The sequence below is a fragment of the Paractinoplanes brasiliensis genome (assembly GCF_004362215.1).
GTDB classification, from domain to species: Bacteria; Actinomycetota; Actinomycetes; order Mycobacteriales; family Micromonosporaceae; genus Actinoplanes; species Actinoplanes brasiliensis.
Genome location: NZ_SNWR01000002.1, coordinates 1,508,647 through 1,525,237, shown reverse-complemented (window position 1 = coordinate 1,525,237; position 16,591 = coordinate 1,508,647). Strand labels below are relative to the sequence as shown.

At 72.6% G+C, this 16,591-nt stretch carries 10 protein-coding genes; 7 read left to right on the top strand and 3 right to left on the bottom strand.

Translation table 11 applies throughout. The annotated features are described in order from the left end of the window. Nucleotides 1–4: 4 nt before the first annotated feature. On the top strand, nucleotides 5–1,375 hold the full coding sequence (locus C8E87_RS38960) for a TrpB-like pyridoxal phosphate-dependent enzyme (protein WP_133878369.1): 1,371 nt from the start codon (nucleotides 5–7) through the stop codon (nucleotides 1,373–1,375). On the opposite strand, the gene C8E87_RS38955 is transcribed toward C8E87_RS38960, so the two are convergent. Further along, the gene (locus tag C8E87_RS38955; protein ID WP_239080072.1) at nucleotides 1,363–2,379 is read right to left on the bottom strand and encodes a LacI family DNA-binding transcriptional regulator; all 1,017 of its coding nucleotides are present in this window, start codon (nucleotides 2,377–2,379) and stop codon (nucleotides 1,363–1,365) included. The genes C8E87_RS38960 and C8E87_RS38955 overlap by 13 nt on opposite strands. Before the next feature lie 172 nt (nucleotides 2,380–2,551). On the opposite strand from C8E87_RS38955, the gene C8E87_RS38950 reads away from it, so the two are divergent. From C8E87_RS38950 to C8E87_RS38925, 6 genes are all read left to right on the top strand, one after another. After that, complete coding sequence (locus C8E87_RS38950) at nucleotides 2,552–4,504, top strand: beta-galactosidase (protein ID WP_239080073.1); 1,953 nt, start codon at nucleotides 2,552–2,554, stop codon at nucleotides 4,502–4,504. Continuing rightward, the gene (locus C8E87_RS38945; protein ID WP_133878366.1) at nucleotides 4,501–5,385 is read left to right on the top strand and encodes a carbohydrate ABC transporter permease; all 885 of its coding nucleotides are present in this window, start codon (nucleotides 4,501–4,503) and stop codon (nucleotides 5,383–5,385) included. The genes C8E87_RS38950 and C8E87_RS38945 overlap by 4 nt, the downstream gene beginning before the upstream one ends. After that, a complete protein-coding gene (locus C8E87_RS38940; RefSeq protein ID WP_307870642.1) occupies nucleotides 5,382–6,266 on the top strand; it encodes a carbohydrate ABC transporter permease in 885 nt (294 codons plus the stop codon). The genes C8E87_RS38945 and C8E87_RS38940 overlap by 4 nt, the downstream gene beginning before the upstream one ends. 26 nt (nucleotides 6,267–6,292) lie before the next feature. Next, nucleotides 6,293–7,621, top strand: coding sequence for an ABC transporter substrate-binding protein (locus tag C8E87_RS38935; RefSeq protein WP_133878365.1), 1,329 nt, complete (start codon nucleotides 6,293–6,295; stop codon nucleotides 7,619–7,621). 6 nt (nucleotides 7,622–7,627) lie between these two features. Next, a complete protein-coding gene (locus C8E87_RS38930) occupies nucleotides 7,628–9,697 on the top strand; it encodes an alpha-galactosidase (protein WP_203720546.1) in 2,070 nt (689 codons plus the stop codon). A gap of 220 nt (nucleotides 9,698–9,917) precedes the next feature. After that, nucleotides 9,918–10,415, top strand: coding sequence for a GNAT family N-acetyltransferase (locus C8E87_RS38925; protein ID WP_133878364.1), 498 nt, complete (start codon nucleotides 9,918–9,920; stop codon nucleotides 10,413–10,415). A gap of 285 nt (nucleotides 10,416–10,700) precedes the next feature. Here the strand turns inward: C8E87_RS38925 and C8E87_RS38920 are convergent, their stop codons facing one another. Next, nucleotides 10,701–13,466 carry an ABC transporter permease gene (locus C8E87_RS38920; protein ID WP_133878363.1) on the bottom strand — a complete coding sequence of 922 codons (2,766 nt, stop codon included), beginning with the start codon at nucleotides 13,464–13,466 and terminating at the stop codon, nucleotides 10,701–10,703. Continuing rightward, nucleotides 13,463–16,588: an FtsX-like permease family protein gene (locus tag C8E87_RS38915; protein ID WP_133878362.1), complete on the bottom strand. Its 3,126-nt coding sequence runs from the start codon at nucleotides 16,586–16,588 to the stop codon at nucleotides 13,463–13,465. The genes C8E87_RS38920 and C8E87_RS38915 overlap by 4 nt, the downstream gene beginning before the upstream one ends. Nucleotides 16,589–16,591: the final 3 nt, after the last annotated feature.

Genomic DNA, 16,591 nt, shown 5'->3' with positions numbered 1-16,591 from the left:
GACCATGAGCGACGCCGCCACCAAGATCCTGTTGTCCGAAGAGGAGATGCCGCGCAGCTGGTACAACATCGTGCCGGACCTGCCCAGCCCGCCCCCGCCGGTGCTGCATCCGGGCACGCTGCAGCCGGTCGGGCCGGACGATCTCGCGCCGCTGTTCCCGATGGCGCTGATCGAGCAGGAGGTGACGACCGAGCGGTACGTGACCATCCCCGAGGAGGTGCTCGACGTCTACCGGCTGTGGCGCCCGTCGCCGCTGTTCCGCGCGCGCCGCCTGGAGAGGGCGCTCGGCACCCCGGCCAAGATCTATTACAAGTACGAGGGGGTGTCGCCGGCCGGGTCGCACAAGCCGAACACCGCGGTGCCGCAGGCGTACTACAACGCGTCGGCGGGCATCCGGCGGCTCACCACCGAGACCGGTGCGGGACAGTGGGGAACGGCCCTCGCCTTTGCCGCGGCGCAGTTCGGCATCGACTGCGAGATCTGGCAGGTGCGGGCGTCGTACGACCAGAAGCCGTACCGGAAAATGATGATCGAGACGTTCGGCGGCACGATCCATCCGTCGCCGAGCGACCTGACCGAGGCCGGACGCAAGGTGCTGGCCGACGATCCGGAGTCGCCCGGTTCGCTGGGCATCGCGATCAGCGAGGCCGTCGAGGTCGCCGCGCAGCACCCTGACACCAACTACGCGCTCGGCAGCGTGCTCAACCACGTGCTGCTGCACCAGACCGTGATCGGCGAGGAAGCGCTGCTGCAACTGGCCAAGGTGGGCGCGACGCCGGACGTCATCGTCGGGTGCACCGGCGGCGGCTCCAACTTCGCCGGGCTCGCCTTCCCGTTCCTGCGCGAGAAGCTGGCCGGGCGGATGTCGCCGGTGGTGCGCGCGGTCGAGCCCGCGTCCTGCCCGTCGCTGACCAAGGGCGTCTACGCGTACGACTTCGGCGACACGGCCGGGATGACGCCGCTGATGAAGATGCACACGCTGGGGCACGACTTCATCCCGGATCCCATTCACGCCGGGGGCCTGCGCTACCACGGCATGGCCCCGCTGATCTCGCACGTCTACGAGCTGGGGCTGATGGAGGCCGTCGCCAAGACGCAGCGCGAATGCTTCGAGGCGGGGGTGCTGTTCGCCCGTTCCGAGGGCATCATCCCGGCGCCCGAGCCGACTCACGCGCTGGCGGGCTGCATCGAGGAGGCGTTGTGGTGCAAGGAAACGGGCGAGTCCAAGGTGATTCTCACGGCTCTCTGCGGGCACGGGCATCTGGACCTGCCGGCGTACGGGAAATTCCTGTCGGGTGACATGGTCGACCACGAGCTGTCGTCGGAGGCGGTCGAGGCGGCGCTGACGAAGCTCCCCGCCGTTCAGGCCGACTGACGCCAGACCACGGGGGAGTCGAGCAGCAGGCTCGGCTCCACCGGGTCGCCGGCGATCTGGCGCAGCACCAGTTCGGCGGCGTGGCGCCCGATGTCGCGGGCCGGTTGGTGCACTGTGGACAGCGGCGGCTGGGTGCGCAGCGCCCACGAGCTGTCGTCGAACCCGACCAGCCCCACGTCCTCGGGAACGCGGCGGCCCGCCTCGCGCAGCGTCTCGAGCGCGCCGGCGGCCACCGCGTCGGAGGCGGCGAACACCCCGTCCAGCGCCGGTTCCCGGTCGAGCAGCGCCCGCATGCCCTTGACCCCGTACGCGTAGTCGTAGAGCGGGACGTCGGCCACCAGGGCAGGGTCGAACCTGTCGCCCAGCGCTTGCTTGAAGCCGGTGAGGCGGTCGGCGCCGGAGTCACGGTCGAGCGCGGCCGCGACCATGCCGATCCGTTCGCGGCCGGTGCCGATCAGCCGCTCGGTGATGGCGCGGGCCGAGCCGATGTTGTCTATCCCCACGAACGGGATGTCGCGGGCGAGGTCGGGCGGGTGGCCGACGAACGTCGCGGGCAGGCCGATCTCGGCGATGAGCCGGGTGATCGGGTCGTGCGAGCGGGCCGACACGATGATCGCGCCGTCGACGAAGCCGCCGCTGAGGTAGCGCCCGACCCGCTGCATGTCGCGGTCGGAGTCGATGACCAGGCTGACCATCTGGTGGTCGGCCAGCGACAGCACCGCGTTGGCGCCGAGCATGATGGCGCCGATGTTCGGGTCCTCCAGCAGCAACGAGTGCGGCTCGAGGGCGAGGAAGCCGACGGCCTGTGAGCGTTGCCGGGCGAGCTGGCTGGCCGCGCGGTTGGGCACGTAGCCGACCTCGGCGATGGCGGCCTCGATGGCGGCGCGGGCGTCGACCGAGACGTAGCCGCCGTTGAGCACCCGGTTGACCGTGCCCCGGGACACGCCGGCGGCCGCGGCCACGTCATGCACGGTGGCGCGGCGCGCTTTCCTGGTCCCGGTCACGGCCAACATCGTACGGCCCGGGCGCGGCGCCTTGATTCGACGTTCTCTCTTGACCCGTAGTCAGGGCCGTGCCTAGTGTGTGCCCGTTCACACATTCGTCATCGGCGGTTCTGCGCGGCGAAATGTGTGCACGTGCACACATGAGAGGAAGCCGATGTTGCCACCGTCTGCCGTGCCCCTTGCGGGTATCGGGCTGGGCTGCGACTACAACTACGAACAGTGGTCGCCGAGCGTCTGGCGCGAGGACATGGCGCTCATGCGCGAGGCCGGCATCGACCTCGTCGCGATCAACGTCTTCGGCTGGTCGGCCCTCGAGCCGCGGCCGCGGGAGTACGACTTCGCCGCGCTCGACCAGATCGTCGAGCTGCTGCACGCCAACGGCATCAAGCTCAACCTCGGCACCGGCACCGCGTCGCCGCCGCCGTGGCTGACCCGCCGGCACCCGCAGGTGCTGCCGGTCACCGCCGACGGCACCACCCGGTACCCGGGCGGCCGCCAGGCGTTCTGCCCCAGCTCGCCGATCTTTCGCGAGCACGCGTTGCGCCTGGCCGAGCAGGTCGCCACCCGGTACGGCAACCACCCCGCGCTCGCCCTCTGGCATGTCTCGAACGAGCTCGGCTGCCACAACGCGCTGTGTTACTGCGAGGCGAGCGCCGAGGCGTTCCGGGCCTGGCTGTCCGCCAAGCACGGCACGATCGAGGCCCTCAACAAGGCCTGGGGCACGGCGTTCTGGAGCCAGGGCTACAGCGACTTCGACGAGGTGCAACCCCCGCGCCTGGCCCTGTCGACGCGCAACCCGGCCCAGCTGCTCGACTTCCAGCGGTTCTCGTCGGACGCGCTGCTCGAACACCACCGTGCCGAGGCCGCGGTGCTGCGCCGCCACTCCGACCGGCCGGTCACCACGAACTTCATGGTCACCGCGCACATCCGCAACCAGGACTACTGGTCGTGGGCCGCCGACATGGACGTGATCGCCAACGACCACTACCTCGACCACCGCCTGAGCGACCCGGTGGCCGAGCTGTCGTTCGCCGCCGACCTGACCCGCGGGCTGGCCGGCGGGCGGCCGTGGATGCTGATGGAGTCGGCCACCGGCGCGGTCAACTGGCAGCCCTACAACCTGGCCAAGGAGCCCGGGCAGCTGCTGCGCAACTCGCTGACCCACGTGGCCCGCGGCGCCGACACGATCTGCTTCTTCCAGTGGCGGGCCTCGGAGCAGGGCGCCGAGAAGTTCCACTCGGCGATGCTGCCGCACGCGGGCACCTCGTCGGCGCTCTGGCGTGAGGTGCTGGACCTGTCGGCGGCGCTCGACTCGCTCGGCGAGGTGGCCGGCACCACCGTCGAGGCCGACACCGCGCTCGTCTTCAGCTGGGAATCGTGGTGGGCCACCGAGACCGAGGCGCGCCCCTCGCAGGACCTGCGCTATCTCGACCAGGTGCACGCCGCCTACCGGGCGCTGCGCGAGCTGGGCGTGACCGCCGACATCGTCGCCCCGGGCAGCGACCTGGGCCGGTACCGGGCGGTGATCGTGCCCTGCCTGCACATGGTCTCCGACGCCGAGGCGGCCGCGATCAGCGCGTACGTCGAGGGCGGCGGCCGGGCCGTGATCACGTTCTACAGCGGCATCGTCGACCGCGACGACCGCGTACGCCTCGGCGGCTACCCCGGCGCGTTCCGGGAGCTGCTCGGCGTGGTCAGCGAGGAGTTCGCCCCGCTGCTGCCCGGCCAGGAGGTCCCGCTCGCGGGCGGCGGCCGGGCCACGGTCTGGACCGAGCGGCTGCGCACCACGACGGCCGAGGTGGTCGAGGCGTACGCAGACGGCACGCCCGCCGTGACCCGCAACCAGTACGGATCCGGGCTGTCCTGGTACATCGCCACCGTGCTGGAGCCGGCCGGCCTGCGCGACGTGCTGCGGCAGGCGGTCGGCGACCGAACGGGCGGGAACAGCGACATCGAGATCGTCCGCCGCAGCGGCGACGGGCGCAGCTACGTCTTCGTCGTCAACCACGGCGGCAAGGACATCGAGCACCCGATCACCGGCGCCGAGCTGGTGACCGGCCAAGCCGTGACCGGGTCGGTGCTCGTGCCCGCGGGCGCGGTCCGAGTCGTCCGGGAGGAAGCATGACGTCGGCCCCAGCACGAGCGGCCCGCCACGGACGGGCTGTCCCGTTCTTCGTCGTCCCGTTCGGCGTGCTGTTCACCCTCTTCTATCTGCTGCCGATCGGGTACGCCATCGTGCAGTCGCTCTACAAGGTCGAGCGCACCGGCACGTTCGGCCCGGCGCGCGAGGTCTTCGGGGGGCTCGTCCAGTACGAGCGGGTGTTCGCCGACGGCGCCTTCTGGACGTCGATCGGGCGGGTGCTGGCCTTCGGCGTCGTGCAGGTCCCCGTCATGCTCGGCCTCGCGCTGCTGCTGGCCCTGCTGCTCGACTCCGGGCTGGTCAGGGGACGCCGCTTCTTCCGGCTGGCCTTCTTCGTCCCGTACGCGGTCCCGGGTGTCATCGCCGCGATCATGTGGGGCTTCCTCTACTCGCCCAACCTGTCGCCGCTCAAGCCGGTGACCAGCGCCATCGACTTCCTCTCGGCCGACCTCGTGCTCTGGGCCATCGCCAACGTGGTGACCTGGGTCTACGTCGGCTACAACATGCTGATCATCTATTCGGCGCTGCTGGCCATCCCGGCCGAGGTGTACGAGGCGGCGCGGCTCGACGGGGCCGGCCAGTGGCGGATCGCCTGGTCGATCAAGATCCCGCTGGTCATGCCCGCGATCGTGCTGACCACCGTGTTCTCGATCATCGGCACGTTGCAGCTGCTGGCCGAGCCGCAGGTGTTCCGCAGCTTCTCGTCGGCGGTGTCGAGCACGTACACACCGAACCTGACGGTCTATTCGACGTCGTCGATCCCGAACTTCAACCTGGCGGCGGCGTTCTCGGTGGTGCTCGCGCTGACGACGTTCGTCCTCTCCTTCGTCTTCCTGCGGTTCACCAATCGGAAGGGCGTCCAGTGAGCGTCACAACTTCCGCCCCGGCCGGCGGCGCCGCCGGCAAGATCCAGGAGAGCCTCTTCTCCCGTACGGGGGCCATGCTCGTCATGGCCGTCAGCACGCTCTACTTCCTGACGCCGATCTGGTGGCTGTTCGTCGGCGCCGGCAAGCGCTCCGACGAGTTCACCAGCACCAACCCGCTGTGGTTCGCCGATTTCGAGCTTTTCGCCAACATCGGCGACCTGCTCGAGTACCGGGACGGGGTCTTCCTCCGGTGGCTGCTCAACAGCATCCTCTACACCGGCGGCGCGGCCCTGATCGGCACCGTGCTCGCCGCGATGTGCGGGTACGCCCTGGCCAAGTACCGGTTCCGCGGCCGCGAGCTGCTGTTCAACGTGGTGCTCAGCGGTGTGCTGGTGCCGGCCACCGCGCTCGCCCTCCCGCTGTTCCTGCTGTTCAGCAAGGTCGACGCGACCAACACGTTCTGGGCTGTCTTCCTGCCCAGCCTGGTCAACCCGTTCGGCGTCTACCTGGCCCGGATCTACGCCACGGCCGGCGTGCCCGACGAACTGCTCGATGCGGCCCGCATCGACGGCTCGGGCGAGGTCCGCACGTTCTTCAAGGTGGCCACCCGGCTGATGTTCCCGGCCCTGGTCACGATCTTCCTGTTCCACTTCGTCGCGGTCTGGAACAACTTCCTGCTCCCGCTGATCATGCTCAGCGACGAGCGGCTGTTCCCGGTCACGCTCGGCCTCTACACCTGGAACACCCAGGTCAACCAGATCCCCGAACTGCGCGGACTGGTGATCGTCGGCGCCCTGCTCTCGATCACCCCTCTGGTGATCGCGTTTCTGGCGCTCCAGCGGTTCTGGCGGAACGGCCTCGGCGCCGGCGCCGTCAAGTGAAGTTTCCCCCCGATTAAGGACACAGCATGCGCAAATCCCTGCTCAGCGCGATAGTCATAGCGGCGCTGGCCCTGTCCGCCTGCGGCTCCGGCGGCGACGACGACGAAGCGGCCGGCGGCTCGTCCGCCGCGTCCTGCGCCCCCTCGTCCGGCCCGGTCAACCTGACCTACACGACCTGGATCCCCGGGATCGAGAACGTGGTGAAGGTCTGGAACGACAAGAACCCGAACATCCAGGTCAAGGTGCAGACCGGCCCGAACGGCAACGGCGGCACCTACCAGAACTTCTTCAACCAGCTCAAGGCCGGCAACACCCCCGACCTCGGGCACATCGAGTACGACGCGCTGCCCAGCTTCCGCGTGCAGGACGGCCTGTTCGACGCCGCGTCCTGCGACATCGTCGCGAAGGCCAAGGACCAGTTCATCCCGTGGACGTGGAACCAGGTCAGCCTCGGCGACGAGAAGTCGGCCTACGGCATCCCGCAGGACTCCGGCCCCATGGCGATGTTCTACCGGGCTGACCTGTTCGAGTCCAACGGCATCCCGGTCCCCAAGACCTGGGAGGAGTACGCGGCGGCGGCCGTGAAGGTGAAGGCGGCCGGCGGCTACATCACCAACTTCTCGCAGAGCGACATCAACCAGTTCGCGGGTTTCGCCTGGCAGGCCGGCGGCCGCTGGTTCGCCAACGACGGCCGGCAGTGGACGGTCAACCTGACCGACGACAAGACCAAGAAGGTCGCCGGCTACTGGCAGGACCTGATCGGCAAGAAGCTCGTCTCGACCGTCCCGCCGTGGACCACCGAGTGGGACAACGCCTACAACTCCAGCTCCGCCTGGACCTGGGTCTCCGCGGTGTGGGGCGCCAACTCGATCATGAGCGGCGCGCCGAAGACTGCGGGCAAGTGGCGGGTCGCGCCGATGCCGCAGTGGAACGCCGGCGAGAACGTCGCGGGCAACTGGGGCGGCTCGGCCACCGCGATCTTCAAGAACTCCAAGCACCCGTACGAGGCCGCGCAGTTCGCCCTGTGGCTCAACACCAGCGAGGAGGCGCTCGCGCTGCTCAACAAGGAGGCCCAGCTCTACCCGGCCACCACCGCCGGAACCAAGTATTCGTACCTGACCAACCCGGTCGAGTTCTATGGTGACCAGAAGATCTACGAGGTCTTCGCCGAGGCGTCCACCCAGGTGACGCCCGACTTCACCTGGGGGCCCACGATGACCTCGACGTACACCAGCGCCTCGGACGGCTTCAAGGCGGCGGTCTCCGGCAAGGGCACGCTGAGCGACGCCCTCACGGCGGCCCAGAAGTCGACCGTCGACACCCTCAAGTCGCAGGCCATCCCGGTCAAGGAGTAACACGCGTTGTTGATCCACCTGCAGGCCGCGGGCACCAGCTTCGTGCTGGACGCCCGCGGCCCGCGGCTTCCCGTCGTGCTGCACTGGGGAGCCGCGCTCGGCGATCTCGATCCCGACGACCTTTCCGCGTACGCCGCGTCGGCCGTACCCGCGAACCCGCCGAGCTCGCTCGACGAGCCGCCGTACCTGTCGCTCCTGCCGACCGTGGGCGACGGCTGGAGCGGCCGGCCCGGGTACTCCGGCGCCCCCGGCCGTCCGCGCTGGCAGCTGTCCGAGGTGTCGCAGCCGTCGCCGGGCTCGGTGCTGCTGGTGCTCACGGCCGGCGCGCTGACGGTCACGTCCGAGGTCGAGCTGAGCGCGCAGGGCGTGCTGCGGCTGCGGCACACCCTGGCCAACGGCGGGGACACGGACCTCGACCTGGGATCGCTGAACGTCGTGCTGCCGGTGCCCGCGCGGGCGACCGAGGCGCTCGACCTCGCGGGCCTCTGGGCGTACGAGCGCCAACCCCAGCGGACGGCGCTGCGGCACGGCGCCTGGGTTCGCGAGACCCGGCACGGCCGCCCCGGGCACGACGACCCGTACGTGATGATGCTCGGCGCCCCCGGTTTCACGTTCCGTACGGGCGAGGTGTGGGCGGTGCATCTGGCGTGGAGCGGCGACAAGCAGCTGTGGGCCGAACGGCAGACCCTCGGCGCGACAGTGCTGGGCGCGGGCGAGCTGCTGGCCCCCGGGGAGGTGCGGCTCACCCCTGGCGGCTCCTACACCACCCCGTGGACCGTCGCCGTGTGGTCGGACGGCGGCATCGACGGCCTGTCGAGCCGCCTGCACTCGTGGATCCGGTCACGCCGCGCCCCGGCCAAACCCCGCCCGGTCGTGCTCAACACCTGGGAGGCCGTCTACTTCGACCACTCGCTGCCCCGGCTCACCGCCCTGGCCGACGCCGCCGCTTCGGTGGGAGTGGAACGGTTCGTGCTCGACGACGGCTGGTTCCGCGGACGCACCGACGATCGCCGCGCCCTCGGCGACTGGACCGTCGACCCGCAGCGCTGGCCCGACGGGCTGGGCCCGCTGATCTCGGTCGTGCACGAACGTGGCATGGAGTTCGGGCTCTGGCTCGAACCGGAGATGGTCTCGCCCGACTCCGACCTGGCCCGCGAACACCCCGAGTGGATCCTCGGCGGCCCCGGCGCGGCCACCTGGCGGCATCAGCAGGTGCTCGATCTGGGGGCGCCCGGCGCGTACGAGCATCTGCTCTCCGCCTTGAGCGCGCTGCTCACCACGTACCCGATCGCCTTTGTGAAGTGGGACCACAACCGGGATCTGCTGCAGGAAGGCTCGGCCCACCGCCAGACCACGGCCCTGTACCGGTTGCTGGCCGAGCTGCGGCGACGCTTCCCGGCCGTCGAGATCGAGAGCTGCGCGTCCGGCGGGGCCCGCATCGACCTGGGCATCCTCGACCACGTCGACCGCTTCTGGACCTCCGACACCAACGACGCCCTGGAACGCCAGCAGATCCAGCGCTGGACCGGCGTGCTCATGCCGCCCGAGTTTCTGGGCTCGCACGTCGGCGCCCCGGCCGCGCACATCACCGGCCGTACGGGGTCTCTGGGGTTCCGCCTGGCCACGTCGCTGTTCGGGCACGCCGGCATCGAATGGGACCTGACCACGGCCACCCCTTCGGAGCGCGCCCTGATCGCCGCCTGGGTCACCGAGTACAAGCAGCGCCGCGCTCTGCTGCACGGCGGTGTCACCGTCCGCACCGACGGAACCTCACGCCTCGTGCACGGCATCGTCGCACCCGACCAGCGGACGGCCCTCTACGCCCTGGTGACGTTGAGCGCCCCCTCGTCGGCGATCCCTTCCCCCGTACGCTTCCCCGGCCTCGACCCCTCGCGGCGCTACACCGTACGGCCCCTGGAAGTGGGCGGCCCGCCGCACGTCGTGCAGGACGCCCCACCCCCGTGGCTGACCGCGGGATCGGTGACACTACCCGGCCGCCTGCTGACCGAGCTCGGCCTGCCCCCGGCCCTGCTGACCCCACAACAGGCGATGCTGTTCACGGTCGACGCGGCCTGACGGGAAGGTCTGGACACCTCGATCCTGCGCCGGAAGCAGGCGTTCCCACCACGTTGTCGCCGCGGGTGTTCTCGTCGGCCCGAAGGGCGCTCGCTCTTCCGTCGTCAGAGGACGTTCCGGCGCCTGTCGTACCGCTGTGCCTGCCCGGCAGGTCCGGCCCATCGGGCACGGCACGGTAAAGGTGAGGCGTTCGAGGAAGCCCGGTCGTAGGGTCTGCGGCGTGATCGAGATCGTGAAGCTGTCCGGTGAGGACTGGGGAATCTGGCGGGAACTGCGGCTGGCCGCGTTGGCGGAGGCGCCCTACGCGTTCGGGAGCAGGCTCAGCGACTGGCGGGGCGACGGGGACAAGGAGCTGCGGTGGCGTGACCGGTTGACGATTCCGGGGTCGCACAACGTGGTGGCGGTGCTCGACGGCGCTCCCGTGGGGATGGCCAGTGGGGTTCCGGCCGGGCGGGACGGCCAGGTGGAGCTGATCTCGATGTGGGTGGCTCCGGCGGCTCGCGGCCGGGGAGTGGGTGACCGGCTGATCGAGGCGATCGAGTCCTGGGCCGTCCTGGCGTGCGGAGCCGTGGAGCTGCGGCTGGCGGTCATGCCGGGGAACGAGAAGGCGATCGCGCTCTATCGGCGGGCCGGATTCGCCGAGACGGGGGAGCTCGGCGATCCGGCCCCGGACGGGCAGGGCCGGGAACTGGTGCTGGCCAAGGCGCTGCACGCATAAGCCGGCGTGGGGCCGGAGCCGGCCTGACGCCGAAGCCGGCCTGACGCCGACGCCGGAGCTGGTCCCACGCCGGAGCTAGCCCTACGCCGGAGCTAGCCCTACGCCGGAGCTAGCCCTACGCCGGAGCTGGCCCTTCGCCGGAGCTGGCCCCACGGCGGCGCCGGAGCAGACGCCGGCGGGGAAGCAACCGGCGGGGGAAGCAACCGGCGGGGCAGCAGCCGCCACGCCCGGTCAGGAGTTCGCCGACTCGGAGGGTTCGCTCAAGCGCCGTGTGGTCGCGCCCGGTCAGGAGTCGCCGACTCGGAGGGTCTCGCTCAGGCGCCGCCGGCGGCGGGTCACGACCTCGGCCGTGATGATGGCGATCAGGGTCAGCAGCAGCGCCGCGACGGTGGCGGCTGTCAGCTGCCACCACGGCGTCACCACTGCGGGGTCGGTGGCCTGGGCGGTGAGCAGCCGCAGCGCCAGCGGGCCGAGCGCCGACCATGCCAGCAAGGCGCCCAGCAGGGGGGCGCAGAGGGCGGCGACCACGGCAGGTGGGAGCAGCTCGCCGGCGGCCACGCGGTGGGTGTCGCGGGGGCGCAGGCCCAGCGTGCGCAGGCGGGCCAGGGTCTCCCAGCGTCCGGGGGCGCTCGCGGCGGCGGCCAGCGCGTAACCGAGCAGGCCCAGCACCAGCAGGATCGCCGCGGTCAGCAGGCTCAGGGCGGCCAGGCTGGAGGTCAGCGGGGCCGTGCGGCGCTCCTTGAGCAGGTCGGTGCGGGCGACGACCCGGCCTCCCGAGGCAGCGGCCTTGAGCGCGTTGGCGGCACCGGGGCCGGTGGCCCAGATGGTGTTGGGCTCAGCGGGCAGACCGGCGGCAGTGGCGGCCGAGGTGTCGACCACGACCACGTCGTCGCCGACGCCCAGAACGGGGGCGGTGCCGACCGCGGTCAGCTCGACCGCCTGGTTGGTGACGATCGGGAGCCGGAAGTCCACGCCGGGGGAGAGGCTGCCGTCGGCCGTACGGACCAGCGCGGGCACACGGCCGTCGCCGCCGGTCAGCGAGGTCGCGGGCAGCGGGGGAAGGGGGGTGTCGGCCAGCAACTGCCGGAAGGCCTGGGTGTCCACGACGATCAGGCGGGCCGGGACGGCGGTGTTGTCGGCGATGAAGCGGGCGCTCTCGCTGACCCGGGCCGCGACCGCGTGGCGTACGCCGGGGGCGGCCGCCGTCCGGGAGACCACGTCGGTGGCGTGGCTGGACGAGTCGGAGGTCAGGCTCAGCCGGGCGTCGGACCCGGTGGTCTGCCAGGCGCCTTCGGACAGGCCGCGGTCCGTGGTGGCGTACAGGGTGACAGCGAAGGCGCTCAGGGCCAGCGCGGTGGTCAGGGCCAGCGCGGGCAGGACACGGGCCGAGGTGGCGGCGGCGCGGGCGGCTCCGAACAGGGCGAGGGGGTGGCGGGAGCGCAGGGCCAGCCGCAGCACCAGGCCGGTGGCGAGGGGCAGCAGGCGCACGAGGAGCAGGGAGACGGCCAGGGCGCAGAGGGTGGGCGCGGCGGCGGGCAGGTCGACGGTGGAGCCGATGTCCCTCTGCCGAAGAGCGACGAGCGACGCGACGGCGAGGGCCACCACAGCGGCGTCCACGGCGAACCGCCGGATCAGCTGGGTGTTGCGGATCCAGCGGCGGGCGCTGCGGTTGGCGGGGGCGCGACGGTCCCGGGTGGCCCGCGCGGCGGTGAGCGTGCCGAAGGCCGGGCCGGCGGCGACCGCGATCACCACGAACGGGAGGACCCAGGTCAGGGAGGCGCCGCCGGCCAGGGCGAAGGACAGCGCCAGCCCGAGCAGGGCGGCGGGAACGGCCACGGCGGCCGATTCGACGACCAGCTCGGCGGCCAGGCCGGGCAGGGAGGCGCCGCGGCGGCGGGCCGTGGCCAGGGCGGTGGCACGGCGGCGGGTCAGCAGGTCGGCGGCCAGGGCGATCACCAGCAGGGCCCCCGCCAGCACGGCGATGAGCAGCACGGAGGCCTGGGCCGTGGCCGTGGCGACCTGGTCGCGCAGGTCGCTGAGCACGCTGTCGAGCTGGGTGGCCCACTTGAGCGACTGGTCGCGTTCGGCCGACACCGCCGAACTGCCTTTGAGCGTGCCGACCGAGGCGGCCAGGGCCTGGGCGGACTCCCACGTGAGCGTGTCCGGGTCGACGTCGAAGCGGACCACGCGACGCAGCTGGTCGGTGCGGAAGGCGAGCCGGAGGTCGGGCACCGACTCGGCCGTGAGCAGCGCGCCGATGCGGGTGGTGCCGAAGCCGTCGCGGTTCGCCGAGGGGTTGAGCACCCACGGCGCCGGACCCCAGGCGGGGTCGTTCGCGTCGACGGGGCGGAACACCCCGGACACCCGTACGTCGTACGGGTTGCGTCTTTCGTCCTGCACCGGGATGCGGTCGCCGGGCTTCACGCCGAGCGCCGCCGCGCCGGCCTCGGACAGGCCGACCTGCATCGGCCAGGGGCCGCCGTTGAGCGGGATCTCCACGAACTCGTCGGCGGCCGACGGGCCGGGTGCGCGGCCGGAGACCCAGGTGACGGCCGGCTCGCCGGTGGCGTTGGTCAGGTACTCCAGCTGCAGGCGGCGCTGGACACTGCCGTCGGTGATCATCAGCGAGATGCTGGAGACGGTGGTGACCGGCGGGCGCAGGGCCGAGCGCAGACCCGGGTCCAGCTGGAACTCGGCCCGGCCGGCGACGTCGGCGATGTCGGCAGCCAGCCCCGGGCTGCGCGCCCGGCCACCGTTCGGCCCGTAGTCGTCGGGCCACTCCGCCTCCACCCGTACGGCGGCGTCGTCGGCCGCGCGGCGGACCGCCTCGCGGGTGGCGTCGTCGGACGTCGAGCGGATCAGCGGCGGGGTGGCACCGGCCAGCAGCGCGACGGCCGCGACGACGGCCGCGACCAGCAACAGCGGGCCCGCGTCGGCGCGGGCCCGCCCTCGGATGCTGGGCCAGTGCAGCACCAGCCGCCGGCGCCCTCCAGGCTCCGGCCGTGAGGGCTGTTGCTGCTCAGCGTCGGTGTGCGGGCGTCGGCGGGTCATGACGCCACCCGCAGGTGCGCCGCGTCGGCCCGGCGGGCCTGGACGAAGACGACCGCGCTCACCGTCACCGCGCACGCGGCAACCAGTCCGGCCAGCAGCAGCCCCTCGGCCGCCCACGGCCAGGCGGCCGTGGCCGGCGGAACGGCCGCCGCCCCCGTCTCGGACCGGATCAGCAACGGCGCGACCAGGTAGGTCGCCAGCGCCCCGATCCCCGACCCGGCCACGAGCAGCGGCACCAAGATCGCCGCATGTTCACCGATCAACGCCGACCGGATGCCCCGCCGGGAGACGCCCAGGCCGCGCAGCCGGGCCACTTCCACCGCCCGGGCCTGCAGGTCGCACACGACGTGCAGCAGCACCCCACCCAGCAGCAGCACGACCGCGGCCGCGACCAGCACGCGCAGCATCGCCGGATAGGAGGACCGCAGCGGGCTTCCGGTCAGCCGCTCGGCCTCGCCGTCGCGGGTCGTGGCCGTGCCCAGCCGCAGCTCGCCCATCCGCGCGGCGGCGTCCGGGGCGGGGTCGCCGGCCCACCAGGCGGTCACCGGGGAGTTCACGTTTCCCCGCACGGCCAGGGTGCGGCTGAGCCAGTCCACATCGGCCAGCACCGCCGCCGATCCGGGCGCGGACGGCACCTGCGGCACGACGCTGCTGACCACGGCGTGCACGGCGGTCTGGTCGACGGCGAACGTGAGCTCCGACCCGGCGCTCGCGCCGATCGCCGAGGCCAGCTGTTCCGACACGACCACCGGCACCGGTCCCGGGTCGGGGAACGCCGTCGCGACAAGCACCCGGCTCGCGGCCGCGGCATCGGAGAAGCTCACCGCGGCGGTCAGCCGCAGCCGCCGCCCGTCGAAGCTGACCTTTTCGCCGCTGAGCTGCCGCGCCTCGGGGGAGGCCGAGCGTACTGTCCACGGCGGGCCGGCCGGGCCGCCGCCGGGCAGGGTCATGGTGACGTCGATGGCGCTGATGTGCTGCACCTCCGTCTCGCCGGTGATCGGCAGCGCGACACCGATCAGCCGCAGCCCGTCGACCGTGGCGCACCCGGTCACCGCGTGCCGGCGGCCGTCCAGCAGGATCGGGTCCGCGGCGCAGCCTGTCCGCAAGCCGCTGTCGTCCTGGAGCAGGAGCTGGGGAGTCACCAGCACGGGCTTGTCGCCGGTGGCGGTTCCGCTCACCGTCGGGGCCGCGTTGCGGGGCAGGGGAACACCGGCCACCGGCGCCGGGGGCTGCAGGGGTTTGGTCACCTCGTCCCAGTCCGGTCCCCGGCCGCGCAGCACAGCTCCGGCCGAGCGGGTGTCCAGGGCGACCAGTTGCGGCACCGAGCCGGGACCGCCGAGCCACTGGCCGACCACGATGTTCTGCCGGGCGACCGGGGTGACCGTGCCGCCGGCGGCGTCGCGTACCACGGCGCTCTGCCCGGTGGTGGGCACGGTGGACAGGGTCAGGGCCAGATCGGTGCCGACGGACAGGTCGGCCTGGTCGCGCTGGGAGGTGTGCCAGGTCGACCCGAACGCCGTGCCGAAGGTGGCGGCGGCACAACCCAGGCAGATGAGCAGGCCGGCGGCCATGGCCTGAGGGCGGCGGGCGGCTCCGGAGGCGGCCATCGACCAGGCGAACCCCCGAGCCCGTCCGGCCAGGCGTTCGGCGACGCGCAGCAGGGGCGGCAGCGCCCGCAGCGTTACCGCGGCGCCCGCCGCCAGGATCAGGGCGGGGGCGAGGACCCGTACGGCGTCGGCGCGATAGCCCTCCCCGGCGGGCTGGGACCGCAGCTGCCACCAGCCGACCGCCGCCAGGCCCAGCAGCAGCAGGTCGAGGCCGGAGCGGGCGAGCACTTCGCGGCGGTCGCGGGACACGGTGGCGGGCCGGGCCGCGGCCAGCAGGACGTGCAGCGCGGCCAGGGCCAGGGCCGCGCCGGCCACCACGAGCACCTGGGCGCCGGTCACGGTGACCGCGGCCGTCAACCCCGCCGCCGCCAGCGGAGGCAGGTGGGTCAGGGCGGAGAAGAGCAGTGCGGAGGCCGGCGCGGCGAGAGCCACCGCGATGACGGCTATGCCGCCGGCCTCGAGCGCGGCCACGGCGGTGAACTGCCGGCGACTGGCGCCCAGCGTGCCGAGCAGATCCGATTCCCCCGTACGGACCCCCGTCGTCAGGCGGCCGGCCAGGGCGAGCGCGATCGCCGTCAGCAGCAACCCGATCAGCGCCAGGGCGAGGACCGCACCCGAGGTGAGCTCCTGCTGCCGGCGCGCGTCGATCAGCAGCTGGGGCAGCGGGGACGCCACCCGTTCGACCTCGATGCGGTCGCCCAGGGTGCCGGCGAGCTTGCGGTCGGCCCGCAACAGCGAGGCGGTCAGCTCGTCGAGTCCGCGGCTGGTGGGCTCGGACAGGTCGGGCCGGGCGGCGACCTCGAGCCGACCCAGCGCGGACCCGCCGGCGAGCAGCTGATCGAGGTCGATGAGGAAGGGCCCGTACGCCCGTACGGGACGGGCCGACGTGTTCTCGGGCGGGTCGGGGTCGTAGCCCGCGCCGCCGAGGGGATCACGGTCCCAGCCCGCGTCCTGCCGGGGACGGACCACGGCGACCACCCGGACGTCGACGGCCGGTCGCGGTGAACGGCCCAGCTCCGCCCCGAGGCGTACGCGGTCACCGACTTCGACCCCGAGAAGCCGGGCTGTGCTCTGCAGGACGGCTGCCTCCATCGGCCCCCCGGCGCCCGAAGAGCGCGGCCAGCTCCCGGCGACCAGCACCGCCCGGTTCGGCAAGTCCTCGATGGCGGCCAGGTAACCCCCGCCCGCCTCGCCGCCCACCGGCAGCCTCCGCATGACCGACGACGCCCGGGTCACTGTCGTGGCGGTGAACGGCGCGACGGCCGAGGTCAGCACCGAGCGGGTGTCGGCGGCGACGGACCGTGCGTCGGCCGCGCCGATCCCGGCCACGTACGCGGTGACGGCGACGTCGTCCGGCTCGGCGCGGGAGGCGGTGACCTCGACCGAGCGTTCCGAGGTCCGGGTGATCAGAAGCGTGCTCGTGCCCAGCAACGTGGTGCCGATGACCAGGGTGGCCAGCAACGCTGTCAGCAGCGGCCACTGGGCGCGGGCCCGGCGGGCGACGAGACTCAGCACGGG